This window comes from Micromonospora sp. PLK6-60, from assembly GCF_019890675.1.
In the GTDB taxonomy this organism is placed as follows: domain Bacteria; phylum Actinomycetota; class Actinomycetes; order Mycobacteriales; family Micromonosporaceae; genus Micromonospora.
This window is the reverse complement of sequence record NZ_JAIOAA010000001.1, coordinates 332,819-356,687: the sequence shown is the minus strand read 5'-3', so window position 1 is coordinate 356,687 and position 23,869 is coordinate 332,819. Positions and strand designations below refer to the sequence as shown.

The window sequence follows — 23,869 nt, the reverse complement described above, 5'->3', positions numbered from 1 at the left end:
AAGCACCTGAGTGACAGCGCGACGGGAGCGCCTCCGGCAACTCTGCCAGTTGCGCTCCCGTCTGACAGTGGTTCAGTGCCTGATCTTGGCAGCCCGGACGAAGCTGACCCAGGCGTCGGGCGAGAAGCTGAGGACAGGCCCTGCTGGGTCCTTGCTGTCGCGTACGGCGACGAAACCGGGCAGGTTGTCGGCGATCTCGACGCAGTTTCCGTTGTTGTCGCCGCTGCGGGTGCTCTTGCGCCACTGTGCGCCGAGCAGGTCGTCAGCCATGATGGACCTCTTCCTTGATCTTGCCGATCATCCTCCTTGATTGTTCCTCATCGAGCGAGAGGCTGACGAGGCTTGCCCAGACCTTCTCGTAGACCGCGAACTCCTCCGGCCTATCGAGGTAAAGAGCACCGGTCACCGACTCGCTGTAGACGACGGACGGATCAGGGACGACTCGGTTGCCGAGTGGGAAGTCGAGCATGACGAAGGCACCAGCCAGCGCACCATAGTGGGCACCCGCCGACAGCGGGAGAACGCGGATCGACACGTTCGGCAGGGCGGTGCGTTCAAGGAGACGGTCGAGTTGCTCAGCCATGACTGCTGTGCTGCCCACGCATCGAAGCAGCACCGCTTCCGACAAGACCCACTCAAGCTGCGGTGCCTTTGGGAGCCGCCGAACCAGGATCTCCTGACGCCGTCGGCGGACTTCCAAGACCTCTTCCAGTTCCTCAGGCGGTATGTTCGGGCGGTTCTGGTAGACGCCTCGCGTGTAGCCCGGAGTCTGGAGAAGCCCAGGGACCAGGGTGTCGTCGTGTTCACGTAGACGGGAGGCGGCGGATTCGAGGCCGACGTACAGCTCGAACCAGTCGGGGATGGCGTCGCCGTAGGAGTGCCACCAGCCCTTGGCTTTGGTCTCGTTGGCGAGGGCGACGAGGGCGGTGGTCAGCTCGGGGGTGGCGGCGTACAGCTCGCACATGGCCTTGACGTCGACGGCGCGGGTGGGGCCGAGGCCGGTCTCGATGCGCCACATTTTCTGCCGGCTGCACTGCATGGCCTCGGCCGCGCCGTCGAGGGTCATGCGGGCTTCGGTGCGCAGGTCGCGTAGCGCTCGCCCGAGCTGTCGCCTGGGAACTGTCGAGCCCATGTCGTCGGCCATCGGCCACCCCTTTCCGTGTTGCGTTTTGTTACATCCGGACGCCATCGGTGAAACGTGGAACGGTTAGCTGAGAAGTGCTTTTCTTGCGCTTCGTGCTGACGAAGCGACTCACGCGTCTGACCATACAAGACACCCCCGACAACAGCCATCACCGCGCAATTCCCACGGGCGGCTGACTCTTCCGTTGCGCAACACTGCCGGGCCTTCGCGTGGAACGTCTTGCGGCTGCGGAAAAGAAAATCGGCGCAGACCGGGGAAAGCGTTGCCGCACATGTTGCTCATTCACTGGGAACTGTCCCAGGATGGCCAGTGCGGCGGCCGAGAAACCCCCGGATCGGCCGCCGCGCTCCCCAGACCACCCAACACCGGCCAGCCCGGATGCCGTACCGCTGAGCGAAGCTGCGGTGCTCGGGCGGGGTGGGTCCGCCCGTGCGGGGAGGGCGAGTGGACCCACCCCATCCACGACCAGGAAGGCAGGCGCCGATGAGCGTCCGCAACCAGAGGCCGTTCCCCGAGAGCGCCGGGACGACGTACCGCTCCCGCGCGTACCCCAGTCTGCTGCCCTGGCAGGTGCGTGAGCGCCGCTTCCCGCCCGCCCGGCTCGGGCGCCGCGGCCTCAACCCCGATGAGGTGTACGCCTTCCTCGACCGGGTCGCCGTCGACATGGCCGCCGTCCACGGACGCGCTGGCGCAGAGCCGGCGGGAGACGCTGCGGATCAAGGTGGCGCTGCGTCGGTGGCAGTCCGAGCAGGCCGAGGGTGGTCGGCGGTGAGCGGACGGTACGTGATCCACCTGCCCGTTGTCGCCGCCGACCTGCCGGCCGCGCAGCGCCTGGCCCGGGTCGTCGGCCGGTGGATCACCGTACTGCCGATGATGGACCCGGGGGAGATGACCGTCTCGGAGGAGGACGAGCAGTTCCTGCGGCACCGGGTTTTCTGCGATCTGCGGATGCCGGGCGGGCGGCGCTGCGTACTCCGCGACGGCCACGACGGCGAGTGCTCCCGCCGCCTGCGCCACTGAGCTGCGAAGGTAACGCGACTGTGGCGTGAAAAGTGAGCAGCCATGAAGGCGCGAGAAGCCGTCACCACTGCGGCGGCCAGCGGGCGAACGAGGACCGCGTCGGCCACCGCGGCATGCTCGCCTGGCTCATCGACGGCGCCACCGACGCTGCGGACGTGGCCCACGAGCAGGGTGCCGCTACATGACTACCTTTCGGAACCGCGACCGGAAACAATTACGACACCTGACTCTACAAGACCACGTCGCGCTATTCACGTTCGTGCAATTCCCATGCCGAGGCCGTGAAGACGACGTGCTTCCGAAAACCGCGAGTGCGCATCCGTATATCTTCTGACAGTCATTCCGGCCAGACGTGGTGATGATCGTCAGATGCCGAAGTGCCGTGCGCGGTGCCAGGACAACACCCTCTGCAAGAATCGTGTACGGATCCCGGGGATTCGTTGCCACCGGCACTACGGGATGCCGGAGGCGGGCCCACGGCATCCCAAGGAGAGGAAGGCGCGGGGGAGCACCCGTGCGTCACGCCCGAGGCGGCAGGTCACCGGCATGAGCGCCGCACCCCGAGGCGGTGCGGTCAGGGATCGTCGCGAGCGAGAGCGAGTCAAGACGGCCGCCGAGTTCTGCGCCTCGGTCCTCACCGACGGGTGGGTCGAGGTCGTGTCGGACCGGGCCGCGGAGTACGTGACCGAGGAAACCTGGAAGCGGCTCTTCAACCGCCGGCGGCGCCGGCGGTGCACGCTGCTGGCACGCCTGGCCGCCGCGATCCTGGCCGGTAAGAAGAAGCTGCACGACCTGGTCGGATCGGTCGCGGCGTGGCTCGCCTCGCTCCTCGGCGGTGACCGGGTCGTGCAGTCGTTCGCCCACGAACTCGCCTCCCGCATTCCGCTGCCCCCGGACGCCAAGATGGTCGCCACCGCCCGAGGACTACAGGTAGCCGGGGTGCTGTTGTGCGTGGTCAACGGCGACGATTTGACGAGATGCCAGTGCTTCATCGACCTTGCGCTGGAGGAGGCGAAGACTCAGGTCAAGAAGATCCTCGTCGCCGCGTTGGAGGACTGGACCGGCCTGGCGCAGTTCCCGGCCAAGCCATCGGTTGTGGAGCGAGGCGTATACGGGACGGCGGGAGGCTGACGGCAGCGCGTACCCCCGGTTATGGCCACGACGGCGGCGGCGGGCCGAACGCGCGGCGACTGGCCTTCACCGCGAGGGTGGCCATGGCGGCATTGGCGCCGCCACCGACCAGCGCGCCGATCCCGAACGGCGCCACCCGGCCGAGCACGATGATTCCCTGCTTGGTCCCGTACTTCGTGATGAAGTTTTTGCCCAGGATCTTGTTGATCTGTTTCAACGTCTCCCGCGGCACCTTCGCGACGACCTGGCGTCCCCAGTGTTGCCCGGTGCGCTCGGCGACCTTGGTGATGGTGGCGGAGCCGGACCCGCCGAGCATGATGCCCATGACGATGGTCCGGCGGCGCTCGACCTCGTCGATGCCGACGCCGTGGACCTCGGCGACCGAGAGCGCGAAGAGCGCGCTCAGTTCGAGGGAGGAGAGCGCCTCGCCGGCCGACAGCGCCAACGCGATGCCCGTGCCGACACCGGGCGCCGCCGCCGTCCCGCCAACTGCCGCACCCGTTCCGGTCAACGCGCTGACATACATCCGCTCCAGGTTGCGGATCACCTGCTCAGGGCTCGCCTCCGGGTTCCGCTGGCGGGCCCGGGCGATGTTCTTGCGCACCAACGGGCTCTGGACGGCGATCGCCTTGTCCAGGAGGTCGAGGACCCGCTGCCCAGGTACGGCTGCTTCCGGAACCGGTCCGTCGAGGGCATCCGAGGTCATGCCGGGAACTCCTTGGCCGAGGCGTGTGGGGTAGGCGGTCCGAGCCGGTTCGGGCTCGGTCGCAGTGAGTCAGGCTATGCGGGGGCGCCTGACCGCCGGAAGATCAGAAGTGTCCGTCCACTCGGTACGAACGGTCACTCGACGACCACGTCATGTTCATTCGCTCCCGCCGATGGCACCTTGACACCATCGGGCGTCGCGGTCGAGCCGGCGGTTTCCGCCGCCCCGGCCGGACGCCGCTCGAGGCCGCGATCCCGAGCTGCAGGACGACGACCGGGCGTTACGCCAGTCTGGCGCGACAGGCCGGCGCCGGTTGATGAGAATGCGATCGGCGTCAGGAACAACGGCACGTCCCGAGCGGCGAAGGCACGACGCCGCACGCGAAGCAGGCATCGGGGTGCGGGGCTCGCGCGGTTCGAAGCGATGAAGCCGATGCCTGTGCCTTCAGCGTCGCGGGAGTTCGTGGCGGCGGGGTCGAAAGCAAGGACTGCCGAGCGGCTTCCACCTCCTTCCTGGTGGCCGCCGGCCAGCCGCCTGCCCTGACCTCCTGGACCAACAGCTTGATGCCCAGGCCCGGATGCCTTGCCTGGACGGCGCGGATCACCTCGGCCAGGGGTGGCCGCTCGTGAGCAGGAGTGCTGGCTCGGGTCTGCTTCCGTTTCGCGGTTGGGGAGGCGGTCACCGTGATTTTCCCCTTGGACTTCTTCGTCGGTGGGGGAGGGTTGGTAGGCGGAAAGATCACCGTGATGGTTCCGCCGGACTTGGTCCTCGTCGTCGTCGACTGCGGGGCTGTGGCAGGCGTGGGCGGTACGGTGACGGGTCGCTGGGACTGTGCGTTCGAGCGGGCGGGGTGGGAACGCAGCGCCTGACGAACCTGTTCCGCGGAGACGTGCGACCAGCCGCTCTGCCGGAGATGCCGGGCGATCGTCGTGTCCTTGATGCCGCGCATCCGAGCCTGGAGCTCGCGGGCGGCATCCGCCAGGTCCCGTTGTGTGGGTACCCGTCCGGGGCTGCTTCTCCGCGAGGCCGGGGCGGAACGGCCCGAAGGGCGGGCAGCAGCCGGCCGCTCCGACGGCTTCAATCGGTCGAGCCAGGTATCGGGGGTGCGGTCAGGCCGGTCGTCGTTCTCCCAGTCCTGGCGGAAGTCGGCTGAATTCCGACCCTCCGCGTTGGCATACCAGTTGGCGATGGTGCGCCTCATGACCAAGGTGCCCTCCCATGCCGTCGGGGTCGATCACCGAACGTGAGGCAGTCGACACTATGACGGTCGCGCAACGCATGGAAGTAACCGATCGTCCTGACTGGATGACGAACGGCTTGTTCATCGGTGCGGCCGTTTACTCCTTCCTGGCAGAGACGCGGCGAGGCGTTCGCGGAACGCGACGGCCCGGGCGTCGGCGAACCGGCCCAGCAGGGCGTACGCCTCCCCGCGGTGTGGTGCGGCCTCGTCGGCGCGACCGGCCGCCGTCAGGGCTGCGGCCAGGTGGTCGAGGGCCAGCGCCAGTTGCCAGTCGTCGCCGAGCTGCCGGTGCACCGCAGCCGCCCGCAGATGGAAGGCAATCGCCTCGTCCGCCTGCCCCAGCTCCCGGTACGCCTCACCGGCGCCGTCCAGCGCCATCGCCTCGCGGCTGCGGTCACCGAGTTCGCGTTGGATCGTGGCCGCGCGGTGCACCGCCTCCAGCGCCTCGGCCGGCCGGCCCGAGGCGCGCAGCACCCGAGCTTGTTCGACCAGCCAGTGCGCCAACCACACCTGGTTGGCGTCCTCCTCGGCGATGGTCACCGCCCGTTCGATCGCTGCGGCGGCCTCGTCCACCCGCCCGAGTTCGCGCAGCGTCATGCTGAGGAAGAACAGCGAATTGCCCTCCTGCCCGCGGTCGTCGATGCTTCGCTGCACCGCGAGCGCCTGCTCCAGCAGTTCGGCGGCCTCAGGAAGGTCGCCGATCTCATAGCGGGTCTCGGCGAGGTTGCTCAACAACAGCGCCCGCCAGCGCTGATCACCGAGCTGCTCGAAGATCATCAGGCTTTCGCCGAAGTGGGCGAGCGAGTCGGTGAGCCGCCGGTGGCGCAGGCCCAGCAACCCGAGCGCGTTGACCGACACCGCCGTGCCGTGCACATCGCCGATCTCCCGCCGGATGGTCAGCGCGGCCCGATGGTGTTCGGCCGCCTCGGTGAGCTGGCGGGCCTGGAAGTGCGCCTTGCCGAGGCTTTCCAATGCCTCCGCCTGGCCTCGCCGATCGTCCAGTGTGCGGGCCGCTGCCAGCCCGATCCGGGCGGTGGTGAACCAGCTCTCGAAGGCGTTGCGGTGCATGAAGACGCTGCGCAGCAGCGCCGCCAGTTGCCAGGCGGTCCGTGGCAGGCCAGCTTCCGCTGCCACCCGGGTGGCAGCCACCAGGTTGTCCCGCTCCGCGTCGAACCAGGCGTTCGCGTCACCGCTGGTCGCGAACCCCAACGGCGTGACGTCGGCCGGCGGATCCAACGGTACGGTCCGGTAGAAGGGCAGGGTGCGGTCCAGCGCCGCGTCGGCGGTGTGCAGATACCAGTCCAGGAGGCGGCTCAGCGCCGCCCGCCGATCCTCCGTACTCTCCAGGTGCCGGACCTGGTCGACGGCGTAGGCGCGCAACAGGTCGTGGAGCTCGTATCGCCCCGGCGCGTTCTGCTCCAGCAGGTGCGCGGCGACCAACGCGTCCAGCGGCTGACGTACCCGGGATGTCGCCGCGCCGGTCAGCGCGGCGGCGGCCGGGACGGTGAGGTCCGGGCCGGGGTGCAGCCCGAGCAGCCGAAACAGCCGGGCCGCCGTCGGGTTCAGCGCCCGGTAGGACCAGGCGAAGACCGCACGGACCGCGTCGGACTCCTCGCCCTCCTCCGCGGTGAGCGCGTCCCACAGCGCCGACTCGTCGCGCAGGTCCTCGATGAGCTCACCGAGCGGCATGAACGGCCGGCTCGCCGCCCGCTCGGCCGCGATGCGCAGCGCCAGGGGCAACCGGGCGCAGAGTCGCGCCAACTCGGTCAACTCGTCGGGGTCGTCGCCGCTGCGGTAGGCCGAGGTGACGTCCCGCAGCAGGGTGACCGCGTCGTCCTCGGCGAGGATGCGCAGGGTCAGCCGCCGGCCGCCGTCGCGGGTGGCCAGCCCGGACAGCAGGTTACGGCTGGTTACCACCGCCAGGCTCAGATCCGAGCCGGGCAGCAGCGGGCGCACCTGCCGGGCCGTCGCGGCGTTGTCCAACACCACCAGTACGCGCCGGCCGGCCAGCCGGGACCGGTACAGCGCCGCCCGGTCGTCGAGGTCGACCGGCACGGCCGACGGTGGTACGCCCAGTGCCCGCAGGAATCGGTCGAGGATCTGTGCGGGCTGGGCCGGTTCGCCGGGGTCGTAGCCGCGCAGGTTGGCGTAGAGCTGCCCGTCGGGGAAGCGGTGCCGGACATGGTGTGCCCAGCGCAGGGCCAGCGCGGTCTTGCCGACACCGGCCGTGCCCGTGATCACCGACAGGGTGACCTCGGCGCGGCGGTGCCCGTCGGACAGCAAGTGGTCCAGTGCCCGTTGTTCGTCGACCCGGTTGACGAAGCCGCGTACGTCACCGGGGAGCTGCTGCGGCACGTCCGGAGCTGCCGCGTCGCCGTGGAAGTGCACGCCGCCGTACACGTCGCGAGCCTGGACCAGCTCCGCCGGGCCGGACACCTCGGACCGGTTCACGTGCGCCGGCGGGTGCCCGGCTCCGTCAGACCCGACCCCGTTCACGGTTCACCCCGCGCGAGGAGGCTCCAACGGTGCCACCGCCCGGCCGAAGAAGGCATCCAGCGGTTCACCACGTCGATAGAGCGACTCGATGAAGGCCTGGCAACGTGTCACCAGCTCCGGGTCACGCCAGCGGCGGGCGGACGCCAGCACGCCGTCGGCGTCGTAGACCGCTTCGTACATCACCTCGGTGCCGAGGGTGTAGATCTCCGGCAGTGGGCCGCGCGACTCGGCCGTCGCCACCGCGTCGACGCTCACCACCCGGGTCAGCCCGCCGTACTCGTGGCGCAGCCGCAGCACGTGCAACTCCCACTGCAGGTAGGGCGTCAGGGGTTCCTCGACGACGCGGGCCCGGCGAGTGGCGAAGCCGTTGTCGGCGATACGGCGGTAGTAATCCTCGAACTCCGGGCGGCGACCGTCGAGGATCCGCAGTGAGTCCTCCCACCGCCCGGCGGCGAACGCCTCCCACCCCTCGTCGCCGGGTTCCTTGAAGGTCTGCTGGCGCTCCAGCTTCCAGAAGCCCGGGTCGCTGGTCTGCCAGAATCGTTTCTCGAAGTCAGCCCAGTAGTCCTCCAGGCTCAGACTCTCGCCGGTGTCGCCGTTGAACAGCTCATGCATCAGGTATGTCCACCTTCGCCGCGATCATGGTCGATCGGGGAATGATGATAAGCCGCTCACCCGGGTCCACCGAGACTCCTTCGGGCAGTCGTCCCCGGTATGTCTCGGTGAGGTCCTGCCCGATCACCGCCACGTCGCCGTTGCTCAGTTCCCACACATCGGGACAACTGCCGTCACCGGAGGTGTTGCCCAACTCGTGTGAGGACTTGCCCCAGCGGCGCTTCAGCTCGGCGGTGGGGTTCGCTTCCCAGCGCTGCCCGCTCATGCCTACCTCCCCGAGATGTGTGCGTGTCGGCACTCAGGGTAACATTGAGTGCGCTTGATGGCAGCGGCGATCGGAGGCGGCGGATGGCAGATCCGGTCATGGTCACCGCGGCGACGACGCTCGTCGCCTGGGCGACCACCGAGTTGGCCGAGAGCGGGCGGACGGCGGTGGTGTCCCTGATCGATTTTCTGCGGGCCCGCTTGTCCCATGACCCGGCCGCGCGAGAAATTGTCGAGCGCGCTCTGTCGCAGCCCTCGCCACAGGCCGTGAGTCGTCTCGCCGACCTGCTGGACGGCGAGTCACGCCGCGACCCGTCCTTCGCGGCCGAGCTGCGTTCGCGATGGTCGTGGGCCGACGCGGTGATCGCCGAGGGGGCCGGCGGCGTGGCGAACTCAGTCTCCGGTGACGTGCACGGGCCGGTCGTCCAGGCACGCGACGTCCACGGCGGGATCCACCTCGGCGACGGCACCGCCCGGCGCTGACCACGCCGGTCCCTGCGCCCGTTACCGGGGCTCGCTGAGCTCGGTGTCGCAGGCGAGATTGAGCAGGCGCTCCCGCGTGTCCGCGGGTAGCTCCGGGGCAGTGGTGGGCGTGACGACGCCGTCGGAGTACGCGGGCACCCGGTAGCCGAGGGTCGCCGCCGTGTCGGACGCGGCGGGAGTGAGGGGATCAACGCACGGCACCGCGAGCACCGTCACGGTGATCGGGGTGACGAGGCTCTTGCGCAGTTGGCTGCGGAGGATGCTCGGGTCCCACTCCCCGCGCCCGGTCCCGTCGGGTGCCACCTCTCCGCTGCCATGAAGTTGCCGCAGCGCAGTGCCGGCCTGCAGCGCCGTCGGGTCGTGTACGGCGAGCGCGAAGCCGATGTTGAACGCATGCGGCGCGCGGGCTGGCAGGCCGATCACACCGGGCTTCGGCTTCCCGGTTGTCTGGTCGACGGCATCGCCGGGGGTGAGGACCACCTTGCTCGGCAGGGGAAGGCCGTCGGGGCACTGCTTGTCGAGGTAGCGCAGTTTGGAGTCGGGACTCTGCGGGGCGAGGTAGGAACTGGACACGAATCGCCGACCCTGGGGCTCGCCGGAGAGCCATCGAGCCAACGTGCGGGTCGGTTCCTTGTCATGGCGGGCGGCCAACAGCCAGCGGGTGTCCTTCCAGCCTTTGACGACTGGGTCGTCTACTGGATCGCCGATGCAGTAGCCACTGAAGCCAACGATGCAGTCCTTGTTGAAGCGGTCGGACTGGGGAAAACTGAGGCCCGGCCCCGACCGGGCGAAATTGCCGCTTGGGCCGGCGGTCGTGGCACGATACGGAACTTTGTGGGTCTGCACGCCGGCGCAGGCGGAATGGGGGAGCCCTGCAGGCGTGGCAGGGACCACCAGGTTCAGCACCCCACCGATCAGCGCCGGGAGGCCCAACACGGCGACAGCGGTGGTCAACAACGCGGACGGCGCGCCGTCCGCCTCTGCCGCGCGCCCGATTCGCCGTCGGTACAGCGCGGTGCCGGTGATCACCACCACCGCGCTGATCACGATGTCGACCAACGCTATCCGGGATGAGCCGAACAGGATGCCCTGCCCCACCAGCAACCAGCGAACCGCCATGAGCGCCAAAGCGAGCACCGACACGCTCAGCACCACCTGCCAACCGGCCGGGCTCTTGCGTGGAGGCTGGCTCTCTGTGTCGGCCTCGGGGCGCAGCTCTTCGGTTCGGCTCATTCCGTATCCCGTCCGCCGGCAGGCCCGGCTGTGCATGGCTGGTCGGCAACGCCAGGCTGCCCGGTGCATTTCCGATCACATCGGCTACGGAGAATCCCGTTCATCGGACTCAAGCCGTCGCAGGATAGGCATGGGGAGGCCGGAACGGATATCGCAAACTTGACTCACGCGGTTCAGGCCGAAGCCGGTCCGTGGCGCGGTCGTCGTGATCAGTGCCGCTCTGCGCCCCGTACGACGAGGACCGTGCCGTCGCGGCCGACCGACAGCACCCCGCCGTTCAGCTGGGTTCGCGCCCACTGGCGGAAGGCTTGCGGCGCGGCTCGGAAGTATGCCCCGAGCCGACCGTCCGCGAGCTGCCGGTAGAGGCCGCTCTCCACACCGCGGAAGACCTCCAGGATCTCGCCGTCCGGCAGTGGCGCCCGGTAGTGGGTGCCCTCCGCCCGTAGACCGTTGGGAAGTCGGAGCGTTCGAGCGGTGCTGGACGCCCACGGCAGGTCGATCTCGAACAGCGTCTGCTGCCCGAGGTCGGGCGGATCGTCACGCTGGCGAGGTGTCGCGTAGGCGCGCGCGGTGCCGTTGTCACCGGCGAAGAGAAGCGCGGTCGCCGCCGCGGCGCGGGTCAGGACCTGGGTGAACCACCCCCGCCGCTCGGCGGGTATGTCGAACACGTCGGGGCGGCCGGGCGGCAGCTCCTCGGCGGGGGAGACGTCCGTGGCCTCGGCTGATGTACCCGCCTCGGCCGGTGCCTCCCACGTGCGGGTCTCGTCCGGCGGTGCGGGCCGTGGCCGCCAGTCCTGGTCGCCGGGGGCAGCACCCAGCAACTCGTCCAGCTCGTCGTCCACGCCCGACCACAGCTCGTCGTCGCCCGGCGGGTCCAGCACGTACGAGGTGATCCGTGTCCGGGACAGGCAGGAGGCCGCGGTAGGCGTCGTTGTCCCGGGCGCGCTCCTTTGCGTACGCGAGCACATCGGTGACGAGTTGCTCGGAGGACTCGACCGCGAGCGTCGACTCGGCACCGAGTGAGCGCACGAGTGATTCGATCTGCACGCTTACCCCCCGGGTGAGGCGCAGCGTTGATTCCGGATACCCAGGGTCATCGATTAGACGCTTAGTGTCAATGCGGTCGGACTGCTGCGCGGCGGGCTTCTGGCGGATCCAGGCGCTCGCGGAGGGGCGTCAACCGGCCTGGCCCGACATGCCGACCTTCGCCGGCTTCGACGAGGTCGATCAGCCGAGTTTCCTACAGTCTTGTTGACACCGTCGGGAATGGCCCGGTAGCAGTATGGGCACGGCTTTCGCGCCCGCCCGGCCGAGCTGCATCGTCCTCTGGGGAGATTACTTGAAGGCGAACGAGACGACCGTCCGCAACCTACTGCAAGGCGAGAAGCAGTACGTCGTACCGCTCTACCAGCGCCGCTACAGCTGGAAGCGGAAGGATCTCGCGCAGGTCTGGGCTGACGTGATGCGGGTGACGGAGGTGAGTGACAACGCCACACACTTCCTCGGCTCGGTGGTTCTCGCACCGAGCCCGGCTAACACGCCGACCGGCGTGCAGAGCTGGCTCGTCGTGGACGGTCAACAGCGGCTGACTACGTTGAGTATCCTTCTGTGTGCGATTAGGGATCACGTTCAAGAGTCTGATGCGCAGCTGGCGGCCAAGATCGACGACATGTACTTGTTCAACAAGTACGCGTCGGGAATGGAGCGATACACGCTCCTGCCCACCAAGGCTGACCGGGCGGCATGGTTGGCGCTCGTAGAAAGAGATCCTGGTGCTGGTGGTGAGGATCGGATCGGAGAGGCGTATCGCTTTTTCCGGGCCGCGCTCGTCCAAGCCGACGACCCGGACGATGACCACGATCTGATTCGAATCGAGCAGGCGGTGGCGGCGAGGTTGAGCCTCGTGGAAATCGCCGCGCACCCGGATGACAACGTCCACCGCATCTTCGAGTCCCTCAACTACACCGGCCAGCCGCTCACCCAGGCAGACCTGCTGCGCAACTACCTCTTCATGCGCCTGCCCGCTCGGGGTGACCACGTGTACGAACGGCATTGGCTGCCGCTTCAGGAGTTGCTCACGGACAAGCAGCTTGAGGACCTGGTCTGGCTGGATCTGGTCCTCCGTGGGGACGACCGTGCCACCCAGGAGGCGATCTACCAGTCGCAGCAGTTGCGCCTCGGCCAACTGTCCGGTGAGCCTGCGATCGAAGAGTGGATTATCGATCTCCATCATAAGGCGCGCCTGTTCCGCAAGATTCTGCAGCCGGACGAGGTCGCCGATCCGATCCTGCGGCGAGCGTTGGACCGGCTCGACCGCTGGGGTGCGGCAGTGGTCCACCCCATCGCTCTTTACGTCCTGCTGGCGCACGAGGCGCGCCGCCTCAGCTCGGTCGAAGCCGCTGATGCATTGCGTGTCGTCGAGAGCTACCTGGTCCGTCGCATGATCGGGGGTATCGCCAGCGCCAACACCAATCGTATCTTGATGTCGCTGGTGAAGGACCTGGGAGAACAGGTCCCCTCGGCCAAGGCGATCACGCGGGCGCTGTCGGGGGTCCGGAAGAAGTTCCCCACCGACCAGTACATTCGCGATGCCGTGCTGGTGAACAGCTTCTACTGGCTGGGTCGTGGTCCGCAGCGCAGCTACGTGCTGCGCTGTATCGAGGAGGACTTCGAGCACAAGGAGCCCATCAACTTCGACACCGCGAAGGTCACCATCGAGCACGTGTTGCCGCAGTCCCTGACGGACGAGTGGCGGGAGATGTTGGCTCCCGACCTGGAGGCCGACGAGACCGTGGAGGAACTACACAGCTCCCTGGTGCACACGCTCGGGAATCTCAGCCTGACCGCGTACAACCCCAACCTGGCCAACGATGGATTCGAGGCCAAGAAGAAGATCCTCCGCGACAGCGGACTCGTGATGAATCGCGAAATCGCCGACTCGTCCCGGTGGGGCAGAACGGAGATTCTCGCGCGTGGCCGAGCCCTCGCTGACCGAGTTCTGCTCATCTGGCCGGGGCCCGACGAATCGGCTGCGGTGACCCCACCCAGCCCACGCTGGTCCCTGATGAACCAGGCACTTGCCAGCATCCCCGCCGGCCGCTGGACCAGTTACTCGGATATAGCCGAGGTGGTCGGCGTATTCCACCGCGCGGTCGCCGGACGCCTCGCCAGTGTGCAGGTGCCGAACGCACATCGCGTCTTGAAGATCGACGGCGCCATCTCGGCAGACTTCCGCTGGCCCGACCCTCAACGTCGCGACGACCCACGGACGGTGTTGGAGGCCGAGGGTGTGCGCTTCGACCATGCGGGTCGTGCGGCAGCTGACCAGCGGATGACCGCCACCGAACTAGCACGCGAGGTTGGCCTCGACACCAGCGAAGACGGGGATGGTGAGGAGCCGGCAACCGTATGACGAGCCTGCCCGCCAGCATCGAAATGATCGGTGCTGGCGGGCAGGAGTGCGGAAATCCTCTCCCGGCCGCTGAGTGTCGCGAATCTGACTCGTGCGTGGTCCAGCCCGTCGGGCAGGTCAAGGCCGGTATGGGGTGACGTAGCATGCCTCGGGTGATCCGCTCATGAGACCGACGATCGCCGCCGACACCCTGCGTCGGACCCTCACGCAATACCTCACCACCACCTTCGGCCTGACCGAGGACGACGTACGTGAAGGTCTGGAGGGTTTCCTCTCCCACCCGGAGCAGGGCATCTTCCGCGGCCCGTACCTGCGGATCCGCACCCCCTTCCGCCCGGCGGCGGGCGACTGGCGGGCGTGCCTGGACTGGGCGCCGGCCGGCTTCGCTCCCTACCTGCACCAGGCGAAGGCGTTCGCCCGGCTGTCGACCAGGGACAAGGCGGCCCAGCCCACCCTGATCACCACCGGCACCGGCTCCGGCAAGACCGAGTCGTTCCTGATCCCGGTGCTCGACCACTGCCGCCGCCAGCGCCAGCAGGGCCGGGCCGGGGTCAAGGCGATCCTGCTCTATCCGATGAACGCCCTGGCCACCGACCAGACGCAGCGCATCAACGAGCTGCTTGCCGACCCGGAGCTGGCCGGGGTCACCGCCGGCCTTTACATCGGTGACGTCGCGGCCATCGAGTACCGGCACGTGATGACCAAGCGGTCGGAGATGCGCCGGACGCCCCCCGACATCCTGATCACGAACTACAAGATGTTGGACCTGCTGCTCCAGCGCGGCGACGACCTGCCGCTCTGGGACGCGGCCGAGCCGGCGTACGTGGTGTTGGACGAGTTCCACACCTACGACGGCGCGCAGGGCACGGACGTGGCGATGCTGCTGCGCCGCCTCGGCGCCGCGCTCGGCCTTGCCGAGCCGGATCGTCCGCTGGGCGGCATCTGCCCGGTCGCCACCTCCGCCACCCTCGGGGAGGGCGGCGGGCGGGACGGCCGGACGGCCATCCGGGAGGTCGCCGAGCAGGTCTTCGGCGTCGCCTTCGACGCCGGGTCGCTGGTCGGGGAGGACCGCTACGAGCCCGGCGAGTTCATGAAACAGCAGGACTTCGGTCTGCCGCTGCCCAGCCCGGAGCAGCTCGCCGCCGTCGACGACCGTGACCCCGAACTCATGATGACCGAGGTCGCCGAGTTGGTGGTCGGCAAGCGGTGTGTCGACGACCCGCCACGCCTCGGAGGGCTGCTGCGCCAGCACCCGCTGACCAAGGCGGTGCTCGACTCGCTCCAGGCCCGGCCCTGCACGCTCGACGAGATCATCGACGTTTTGCCCCGGAAGAACGCCACCGGCTGGGGCAGCGCCATGAAGACGCGCCCCGAGGTGACCGCCCGCGCGCTCGCCCGCTTCGTCGGCCTGCTGTCGCTGGCGCAGAACCCCGACGCGCCCGGTCGCCCGCTGCTCAACATCGAGACCCACCTGTGGGTGCGGTCCGTGTCCCGGCTGCTGCGCGGTACCTCCCACCAGCCCGCCTTTGGCTGGTACGGCGAACCACCCCGGCAACTCGACCCCTACGTGCCCGAGGCGGACGTGGTGGTCGCCGACAACCGCCATCCGCGCCTGCCGGCCGTCTACTGCCGGCACTGCGGCCGGTCCGGCTGGATGGCGCTGTCGCCGGAGAAGGACCCGCAGGAGCTGGAGACCGATCCGGACAAGATCTACCGGGCCAGCGTCGGCCGGGACAAGCGCCGGGTCCGCGCGCTGATCGCCGCCACCGACGACGAGATCCAGCAACGGGCCGGCGGGCTGCTGGTGCTGGAGTACGGCCGCCGGGTCCGTCCCTTCGACGAGCAGCGGGACCGGGTACGGTCCGACGACGCGGTCGTCGTGCTCGGCGACATCGTCGCCATCGACGCGGCGGAGAAGGACCGCTGCCCGTCCTGCTCGATGGACCACGGCATCCGGTTCCTCGGCGCCGGGCTGGCCACGCTCGCCTCGGTGGCGATCACCCAACTGTTCACCGGCGGTGAACTCGCCGCGCACGAGAAGAAGACGTTGCTCTTCAACGACTCGGTGCAGGACGCCGCGCACCGCGCCGGCTTCGTGGCCAACCGGTCGTACGCCTTCTCGTTGCGCTCGCTGCTCGCCAGCCGCCTACGCCCGGGGCAGTCGGTCGGGTTGGACGACCTCTTCGTCGAGATGATCGAGAAGGCTGCCGAGCCGGAGATCCTCTCCACCGTCGTCCCACCCGACCTGCACGATCGGCCGGACGTCGACAGCCTGCTCGCCGGTGAGCACGACGGCAGCCGGGAAACCTGGTCCCTGATCAGCGAACGGCTCGTCTTCGCCACGGTGATGGAGACCGGGCTGCGCTCCCGCCAGGGCCGCACCCTGGAGCTGACCCGCAGCGTCGCCGTCGAAGTCGCCCTCCATGACCCGGTGAAGGCCGCCGCGATCTGCCGCGACGTGCACCTGACCGGCGTCGGGCAGCTCGGTGACACGCCGCCGGACGACGCCCGCTACCTCGCCTTCCTCCGTGGCCTGCTGGAGCGGCTGCGCACCCGGGGCGCGGTCTACCACGAGTGGCTCGTGCCCTACCTGCGGCGCGGCGGCACCCGGTGGCAGGTGTGGGGCGGCCGTCCCGCCGGCATGCCCGCCTTCCCGCGCGGGGTGTCGGCGCCCGCCTTCCTGCTCGCGACCTCGAAGGCCCGCTCCGAGTTCGACGCGATCACCGCCCGCGGCAACTGGTACCAGGACTGGACCTCCCGCTGCCTCGGGATGGACCTCAGCGAGGCCGGCGTCTACCTGTCCCGGCTGCTGCCGGCCCTGGCCGCCGCCGACGTCGTCGCCGCCGGTGACACCGAGGACGGCAACACCGTGTACGGGCTGATGCCCGGGCACCTGCGGGTCACACGGCTGGACGACGACGCTGCCGTGCGGGCCGGGGTCGGCTGCGACACCTGCCACTGGCAGCAGACCGAGCACCCGGACCGGGTCGGCGAGTGGACCGGCCAGCCGTGCCGGCAGTACCGCTGCCGTGGCCGCCTGCGACCCGTCCCCGACGACACCGCGCCGGACGACTACTACCGGCGGCTCTACCTGGAGAGCCCGGTCTTCCGCGTGGCCACCGGCGAACACACCGGCATGCTCACCCGCGCCCAGCGGGAGAAGGTGGAGCAGAAGTTCCGCGACGGCAAGCGGTACACCGACCCGAACGTGCTCTCCTGCACCCCGACGCTGGAGATGGGCATCGACATCGGCGCACTCTCCGCGGTGGTGCTCGCGTCGCTTCCGCACGGGCCGGCGAACTACGTGCAGCGGGCCGGCCGCGCCGGCCGCAAGAGCGGCAACGCCCTCGTGCTCACCCTGGTCGGCCGCAGCGAACGGGAACGCTACTACCTGACCGAACCGCGCGACATGATCGCCGGGCAGATCGTCCCGCCCGGCTGCTTCCTCTCCGCGGTGGAGATCCTGCGCCGGCAGTACCTGGCCCACCTGATCGACCTGGCCGCCCGCGGCCGGCTGCCCGGTGTGCTGCCGATGCCCCGGCGCGCGCACGTCCTGTTCGGTCCGAGCGGGTGGTTGGCCAACCTGGTCGACGCCGGCCGCCGCGACGGCGTCCGGCTGGTGAACGACTTTCTGGCGCTCTTCGGCGACAAGGTCCTGCCCTCCGCGGTCGAGCAACTGCGGGAGTTCGCCGTCGACGGCATCGTCCACCGCGCCAAGGAGGCGGACGAGACCTGGGAACTCCGCCTGGCCGACCTGCGGCGCAGACTCCAGGAGATCAGCAAGGCCCGCGGCACCCTCGTGCCGAGCGACCCCGACCATGCCCGCGAGATCAGGATGCTGAAGGCGGAGCAGGCCGCGGTCCGCCGCCGGCTGCGGGAGGTCAGCGCGGCCGCCGCCCACGGCACGCTTGTCGAGTTCGGGCTGCTGCCGAACTACGCGCTCATCGACAGCCGCACCGACCTCGAAGCCACCCTGACCTGGGAGGAACAGGTCGACGGCGACCGCCGGTTCCACAGCGAGCTGCGCGAGTACGCCCGACCCGCCCGCCCGGCCCTCGTCGAGATCGCCCCCGGCAACAGCTACTACGTGCGGGGCTACCAGCACGAGATCTCCGGGCTCGACGTCGGCCCACCCGACCGGCCCACCTACGCGCAGTGGCGGGTCTGCGCCCAGTGCGGCTACGTGCGTACCCATCTGGCCAAGGAGGACACCAGCGCGTGCCCGCGTTGCGCGGACCGGGGCATCGCCGACCACGGCCGGCTGTTCCAGGTCCTCCAGCCGACCCGTGTCTACAGCCGGGACAAGCGCGACGACGCCCGGATCCGGGACGACAGCGACGACCGGGACCGCCGCTTCTATGCCACCACCGTCGCGGTCGACGTCGATCCGGCCAAGGTCGACTCTTCCTGGCGGCACGCGCACGACACCTTCGGCGTCGACTACAGCCGGCACGCCCTGATCCGCCACTTCAACCTGGGCGCCCAGCGCTACGACCGGGCCGCCGAGCTCTTCGCCGGTGCGGAGGTGCGGATCAACCGGTTCCACACCTGCACGTCCTGCGGGGGCACCACGGTCGACGGCAGCCCGGTGATCAGCCAGGAACTCGCGGCGCAGGCCTCCGGCGCCACAGTCATGGCCGGCGCCGAACACCACCGGCCCTGGTGCCCGTACCGCCGGTCCGCGGCCGGGCCGGACACCCACGTCGACCTGATCCTGGCGCACGAGTTGGAGACCGAGGCCCTGCGGATCCTGATCCCGGCGGCGACCGCGTTGGTGCAGGAACGGCTGCTGTCCTTCGCGGCCGCGATCCAGCTCGGCATCGCCGCCCAGTACGGCGGCGAGCCGGCCCACCTCCAGGCGATCTCGGCAACCATGCCGGACGGTCAGAGCGACGGAACCCGCAACTTCGTGGTCGTCTACGACACCCAGCCACAGGGCACCGGCTATCTCCACCGCCTCGCCGAGCCGGAGGAGTTCCGGGCCGTGCTGCGCCTGGCCCGCCAGCAGATCGCGGACTGCGACTGCCGCAACGAGGCCAAGCCGGTCTGTCACCGCTGCCTCCTGCGCTACGCCCGCAACGAGCACTTCGCGCTGATGAGCCGGGACGAGGCGCTGGACATGCTCGACAAGCTGCTCGACAACTGGGGTGTCGAGGAGGGCACCCGCACCGACGAGATTTCCCTGATCCATCAGGTGGAGAGCGAACTGGAGCTGCAGTTCCTCACCAAGCTGCTGAGATTCGGTGAGACGCCGGGCTCCGGGCTGCGCATCGACCGGCGCCGGGACCACGACGGCGCGCGAATCGCCGACCTCAGGTTCGTCACCGATGGCGGGCAGAGCGTCACCCACTGGCAGATGAAGCTGCAGAACACCGTCCGGGGCACCCGGCCCGACGTGCACTTCACCCGCCTCGACGCGCCGTCGCCGGAGGTCGTGGTCTATCTCGACGGGTTCAAATACCACGCCTCACCGCAATACAACAGGCTCGCCGACGACGCCGAGAAGCGGGCCAGACTGCGCGCCCATGGTTATCTGGTATTCGCCGCCACCTGGGACGACGTGAAAACCTGGGGTGATGCCGACCAGCCGGGACACTGGACGCCGTATGGCGGGGTCAGCAAGCAGACCGCCCGGGAGCGGTACCGGCAGTTCCTGCCCGGCGCGGACCCGGACGAACTGGAAGAGACGATCTGGGCCAACCCGATCGAGCAGTTGATGCGGTTCCTCGCCGAGCCCGACCTCAGCCGGTGGCAGCGCCGTGCGGAAGCGACGCTTGCCGGTCTGCTCAAGCAGGCTCGGGACAACAGCGCCACCGACTCCGGCGGGGTCGCCGACCGCCTGATCGCCGCCCTGCGCGGCGACGTCCTACCCGCGCACAGCGCCGCCCGCCACATCATGGTGGCGCGCGCCCGGGACAACGCGGGCTGCCCGGTGACAATGCTCGTGGACAGCCGCAGCAAGCCGCTGCCAACCTGGTCTGCCCTCGCCCTCGTCGACGACCTGCCCGCCCCGATGACCGACGGCGGGCACAAGGAACGCTGGGCCGCCTGGCTCACCTGGGGCAACGTCATCCAGTTCCTCGTGAACGGGGGCGGTGACGGCGGCCAGCTCGCGGTCTCCGCGCTGGACACCTTCGACCCCGCGTCACTGGCGGTCACCGAAGGTACCGGACTGATGCTCGCCCAGCGCGCGCTGCCGCTGGACGAAGAGACCGCGACCTGGCTCGGCGTCGCGCCGCAGCCGGCGACGACCGAACCGGAGCCGGTGGACGCCCAGTCGCCGTGGCACGAGGTCCTGCGGTACCTGGACCGAGAGGAGAGCCGCCTGGAGCCCCTTGTGCAACAACTGGCGCGGCAGAACCTGCCCGCCCCGGTCGTCGGCTACGAGTTGGGTGACCAGGCGTGGCCGGCCGAGTTGGCGTGGCCGGAGCTGCGGGTCGCGATCGTGCTCACCGGCTCGCCCGACGACCCGGAGACCGAGGACCGCGATCGGGCGTACGCCGAGGCGGGCTGGCATGCGCGGACCGCGCGGGAATGGTCCGCCGAGGAACTGGCGGCGCAGCTCGCGGCGACGAGTGGGGGAGAGGACCGATGAGCACCGGAGCGATGTTGCGCATCCTGGACCGCGCGGACAAGGAGGTCATGAAGCTCACCCGCGCCGACATCGGCGCGGTCTACGAGTTCATGCACAAGTTCCGCCACAACCCGGACAACCCCGGGCTCAAGCTGAAGGCGCTCAGCGGCGACTCCCGGCTGATGTCCGCGCGCGTCACCCGCGACCATCGGGCGCTTCTCCTCCACATCGCCGACCGGGACTACCTGCTCGTCGCGGTCAAGCACCGCGGCGAGGTGTACGACGACCTGTCCCGGTACGCGTACCGGATCAACCGGGTGACAGGCGGCATCGAAGTCGTCGACCTGGCGCCGGTCGGCGACAGCATCGTCGGGCGGGTGATACCGCCGGAGGCGGAAGCGGTGCCCGCGAGCAAGCCGCTATTCGACGCCTACCCCGACGCCCAGCTCCTCGACCTCGGCGTCTCCGAACCGCTGCTGCCGCAGATCCGGGAGCTCACCACCGAGGCCGAGCTGCTGGAGCTGCTGGACCGGGCACCGCAGCTCACCACCGACGTGCTCTTCGCGCTCTTCGACGGCACGTCCTACGACGAGGTGCTCCAACAGGTCACCGACCCGGTACGCGCCGACGAGCCGATCGACCCGGACGACTACGAGGCGGCCGTCGAACGCCCCGCCACCCAGGTGACATCCGACGACGAGGCGTTGCAGGCGATCATCGGGGAAGCCTTCGAACGCTGGCAGATCTTCCTGCACCCCACCCAGCGGAAGCTTGTCGAAAGGAAGTACAACGGTCCCGCCCGCGTCGGCGGCGGCCCCGGCACCGGCAAGACCATCGTCGCGCTGCACCGGGTCGCCCACCTCGCCCGGCAGCTGCCACCCGGTGCGGACAAACCCATCCTGCTGACGACCTTCAACCGCAACCTGGCCGCCGACCTCCGTACCCGTCTGCTGGCGCTCGGCGGTCAGGAGTTGGTGGCCCGCGTCGACATCGTCAACATCGACCGGCTGGCCAGCCGGGTGGTGACCGAGGCGAAGGCCGGCGCGAACCGCAGCGTCATCAACGACAATCAGGTCCCCGACCTGTGGGGTGAATTCCTCCTCGAAACCGGTGAGTCCGGTTGGGGCGCTGACTTCCTCGCCGCCGAGTGGACCCAGGTGATCCTCGGCCAGGTGCTGAACTCCCGCGCCGACTACTTCAAGGCCCGCCGGCCCAACCGGGGTCGCAGCCTGACTCGGATGGAGCGGGACCAGATCTGGCAGCTGACGGAGCGCTTCACCTCGTGGCTCGAAGACCGTGGCATCTGGACCTGGCGCCAGGTGGCCCAGCGGGCGGCGCGGTTGGAGATGGACCGGGCGCTCGCCGCCGGGGAGTCCTCCGGCGCACTCCGCCGCCCGCGCTACCGGCACATCGTGGTGGACGAGGCGCAGGACCTCAGCGCCGCGCACTGGAAGATGCTGCGGGCAATGGTTCCCTCAGGTCCGGACGACCTCTTCCTCACCGGCGACACCCACCAGCGCATCTACGACAACCACGTGACACTCGGCAGCCTCGGCATCAACATCCGCGGCCGGTCGTCCCGTCTCACGCTGAGCTATCGCACCACCCGCCAGATCCTCGCCGACGCGCTCCAGATCATGACCGGCGAGGTGTACGACGACCTGGACGGCGGCGAAGAGGACCTGGCGGGCTACCGCTCGCTGCTGCGGGGTGCCCCGCCGGTGTTCCGTGGCACCGCGACCTGGGCCCAGGAGCGGGACCTCATCGCCGAACAGGTACGCGCCTGGGGTAACCCGGTCGACGGCTCGGTGGCCATCTGCGTTCCGACGAAGGACCTGGCCGCAGAGGTCCTGAACCGGCTGAAAGCCGATGGACTGCCGGCGGTGGAGATCGGCCCGGACGGCCCGAAACAACCCGACGGCATCCACGTCGGCACCATGCACCGGTTCAAGGGCCTCGAATACCAGCGCATGATCATCGCCGCGGTCGCCGATGGACTCGTACCCCGGCAGATGATCAGCCGGTACCGGGACACCGACCCGAAGCGCTACCAGCGGGAACGCCAGAAGGACCGGTCGCTTCTCTTCGTCGCGGCCACCCGGCCCCGCGATGAGCTGGCGGTGTTCTGGCACGGCACGCCCAGTCCGTTTCTGACCGCACGTCTCGTGCAACGACAGCCGGCCTGAAAGCCGGCCCACCCAGCTGAGGGCCGACATGTGACGAGGGAGCCACAGGTGCAGGCGCGGGACCGCATCGGTGATCGGTACGAGCTGACGTACCCGATCGGCCGTGGCGGGATGGGCCAGGTGTGGGCGGGGTACGACGACCGCCTTGACCGGCCGGTGGCGGTCAAGTTCCTCCGAGCGACAGAGGTGCCGGAGGCCGAGCGAGAGGTCGCGATCAAGCGATTCCGGCGGGAGGCGCGGGTGACCGCCCGCCTCGATCACCCCGGCGTGCCGGTCATCCATGACCTCGGCGGGCACGGCGAGGACCTGTACATCGTCATGCAGCTCGTGCGCGGGTGCCAGCTGGCCGACATTGTCGCGGAGCAGGAACGGCTGTCGGTGGCGGATTCGGCGTCGATCGCCGCCCAGGTCTGCTCCGTGCTGACCGCTGCTCATGCCGCCTCCCTGGTGCACCGTGACCTGAAGCCGCAGAACCTCATGGTCACCCCCTCGGGCGCCGTCAAGGTTCTCGACTTCGGTGTCGCCGCACTGATCGGCCCGGCCGAGCAGTCCCGCCTGACGGCAACCGGCCACACCCTCGGCACTCCCGCCTACATCGCGCCGGAACAGGCATCCGCAGCACGCGTCGGACCGGCCGCCGACCTGTACGCGCTGGGGTGCATTCTGTTCGAGATGCTCACCGGAAGTCCGCCCTTCGATGCCCGGAACTCCCTCGAGATGCTGCACCGGCACCTGCGGTCACCCATCCCGATCGTCACCGAGTACCGGTCGGACGTGCCCGACGACCTGGCTCATCTGCTCTTCTGCCTTCTGGCCAAGGATCCGTCGGACCGGCCCGCCTCGGCTGCCGAGGTCGAACAGCTCCTCCTGCCCTACACCCGGGGCAGCGCCGACGTCGTGACCGGACGGCGAACCGACCAGGCAGCAGCGGCCCCGACGTCACCACCCCGAACAGTTCCATCGCTGCCCGAACTGCGGGCCCAGGTCGAGGAGCTGGCCGAGCACGAACGCTTTGTGCAGGCGGCGGAGATGCTGGACGCGGCGCTGCGCTCCGCTCCCGGGGAGCCCGGCGACGAACTCGCTCCGTTGCGGCTCGATCTCGCCAACCTCTACCTGCTCGCCGGCGACTTCCGACGGGCTCGACAGGCGTTCGAGGAGCTTGCTCGAGACGTGAGCAGCTCCGACAAGCATCGGGAGCTGGCCGACGAGTGCCGGCGAAACGCGATCGCCTGCCAGGGCGAGTTGGGCGAGCAGACAGAACCGTGAAGGAGGTGCGTCGCGCCTAGCCGGCGAGTGCGCCGAGGCCGTAGACCAGGTGGTGCGTCGTTATGGCGCACATCCTGCCCGAGTGGTACGACGACCAAG

The 23,869-nt window shown here is 69.4% G+C and carries 16 protein-coding genes and 1 pseudogene; 8 read left to right on the top strand and 9 right to left on the bottom strand.

Translation table 11 applies throughout. The features are described 5' to 3' along the window. Positions 1 to 72: 72 nt before the first annotated feature. Both K7640_RS01395 and K7640_RS01390 read right to left on the bottom strand, forming a co-directional pair. Positions 73 to 270, bottom strand: a complete 198-nt coding sequence (locus tag K7640_RS01395) for a DUF397 domain-containing protein (protein ID WP_222952795.1) — start codon at positions 268 to 270, stop codon at positions 73 to 75. After that, complete coding sequence (locus tag K7640_RS01390; RefSeq protein WP_222952794.1) at positions 263 to 1,144, bottom strand: helix-turn-helix transcriptional regulator; 882 nt, start codon at positions 1,142 to 1,144, stop codon at positions 263 to 265. Before K7640_RS01390 ends, K7640_RS01395 begins: the two co-directional genes overlap by 8 nt. A gap of 483 nt (positions 1,145 to 1,627) precedes the next feature. On the opposite strand from K7640_RS01390, the pseudogene K7640_RS01385 reads away from it, so the two are divergent. The 3 genes and pseudogenes from K7640_RS01385 (at position 1,628) to K7640_RS01375 (ending at position 3,295) form a co-directional block, all read left to right on the top strand. Next, positions 1,628 to 1,916: pseudogene (locus tag K7640_RS01385) on the top strand (DivIVA domain-containing protein). Then, positions 1,913 to 2,164, top strand: a complete 252-nt coding sequence (locus K7640_RS01380; RefSeq protein WP_222952793.1) for a hypothetical protein — start codon at positions 1,913 to 1,915, stop codon at positions 2,162 to 2,164. Before K7640_RS01385 ends, K7640_RS01380 begins: the two are co-directional and overlap by 4 nt. Before the next feature lie 546 nt (positions 2,165 to 2,710). Continuing rightward, positions 2,711 to 3,295, top strand: coding sequence for a hypothetical protein (locus tag K7640_RS01375; RefSeq protein WP_222952792.1), 585 nt, complete (start codon positions 2,711 to 2,713; stop codon positions 3,293 to 3,295). A gap of 19 nt (positions 3,296 to 3,314) precedes the next feature. Here the strand turns inward: K7640_RS01375 and K7640_RS01370 are convergent, their stop codons facing one another. From K7640_RS01370 to K7640_RS01350, 5 genes are all read right to left on the bottom strand, one after another. Continuing rightward, a complete protein-coding gene (locus K7640_RS01370; RefSeq protein ID WP_222952791.1) occupies positions 3,315 to 4,001 on the bottom strand; it encodes a hypothetical protein in 687 nt (228 codons plus the stop codon). A gap of 334 nt (positions 4,002 to 4,335) precedes the next feature. Then, positions 4,336 to 5,202, bottom strand: a complete 867-nt coding sequence (locus K7640_RS01365) for a hypothetical protein (protein WP_222952790.1) — start codon at positions 5,200 to 5,202, stop codon at positions 4,336 to 4,338. Positions 5,203 to 5,322: 120 nt separating this feature from the next. Next, a complete protein-coding gene (locus K7640_RS01360) occupies positions 5,323 to 7,692 on the bottom strand; it encodes a tetratricopeptide repeat protein (RefSeq protein ID WP_222952789.1) in 2,370 nt (789 codons plus the stop codon). Between the two features lie 48 nt (positions 7,693 to 7,740). Continuing rightward, a complete protein-coding gene (locus tag K7640_RS01355; protein WP_222952788.1) occupies positions 7,741 to 8,352 on the bottom strand; it encodes a DUF6879 family protein in 612 nt (203 codons plus the stop codon). After that, positions 8,345 to 8,617, bottom strand: a complete 273-nt coding sequence (locus K7640_RS01350) for a hypothetical protein (RefSeq protein WP_222952787.1) — start codon at positions 8,615 to 8,617, stop codon at positions 8,345 to 8,347. Before K7640_RS01350 ends, K7640_RS01355 begins: the two co-directional genes overlap by 8 nt. Before the next feature lie 23 nt (positions 8,618 to 8,640). Between K7640_RS01350 and K7640_RS01345 the strand changes: the two genes are divergently transcribed. Beyond that, positions 8,641 to 9,099, top strand: a complete 459-nt coding sequence (locus tag K7640_RS01345; protein ID WP_222952786.1) for a hypothetical protein — start codon at positions 8,641 to 8,643, stop codon at positions 9,097 to 9,099. Positions 9,100 to 9,120: 21 nt separating this feature from the next. Here the strand turns inward: K7640_RS01345 and K7640_RS01340 are convergent, their stop codons facing one another. Together K7640_RS01340 and K7640_RS01335 are read right to left on the bottom strand one after the other, a co-directional pair. Next, positions 9,121 to 10,332 (bottom strand): hypothetical protein, encoded by a 1,212-nt coding sequence (locus K7640_RS01340; protein WP_222952785.1) that lies wholly within the window; start codon positions 10,330 to 10,332, stop codon positions 9,121 to 9,123. Between the two features lie 209 nt (positions 10,333 to 10,541). Next, positions 10,542 to 11,213 carry a hypothetical protein gene (locus K7640_RS01335; RefSeq protein ID WP_222952784.1) on the bottom strand — a complete coding sequence of 224 codons (672 nt, stop codon included), beginning with the start codon at positions 11,211 to 11,213 and terminating at the stop codon, positions 10,542 to 10,544. 458 nt (positions 11,214 to 11,671) lie between these two features. Between K7640_RS01335 and K7640_RS01330 the strand changes: the two genes are divergently transcribed. From K7640_RS01330 to K7640_RS01315, 4 genes are all read left to right on the top strand, one after another. Beyond that, entirely contained in the window at positions 11,672 to 13,744 is a 2,073-nt protein-coding gene (locus K7640_RS01330) for a DUF262 domain-containing protein (protein ID WP_222952783.1), read from the top strand. Positions 13,745 to 13,907: 163 nt separating this feature from the next. Further along, positions 13,908 to 20,339, top strand: coding sequence for a DEAD/DEAH box helicase (locus tag K7640_RS01325; RefSeq protein WP_222952782.1), 6,432 nt, complete (start codon positions 13,908 to 13,910; stop codon positions 20,337 to 20,339). Continuing rightward, positions 20,336 to 22,504, top strand: a complete 2,169-nt coding sequence (locus K7640_RS01320) for a UvrD-helicase domain-containing protein (protein WP_222952781.1) — start codon at positions 20,336 to 20,338, stop codon at positions 22,502 to 22,504. The genes K7640_RS01325 and K7640_RS01320 overlap by 4 nt, the downstream gene beginning before the upstream one ends. A 48-nt stretch (positions 22,505 to 22,552) precedes the next feature. Further along, positions 22,553 to 23,770, top strand: coding sequence for a serine/threonine-protein kinase (locus K7640_RS01315; RefSeq protein ID WP_222952780.1), 1,218 nt, complete (start codon positions 22,553 to 22,555; stop codon positions 23,768 to 23,770). Positions 23,771 to 23,869 lie beyond the last annotated feature (99 nt).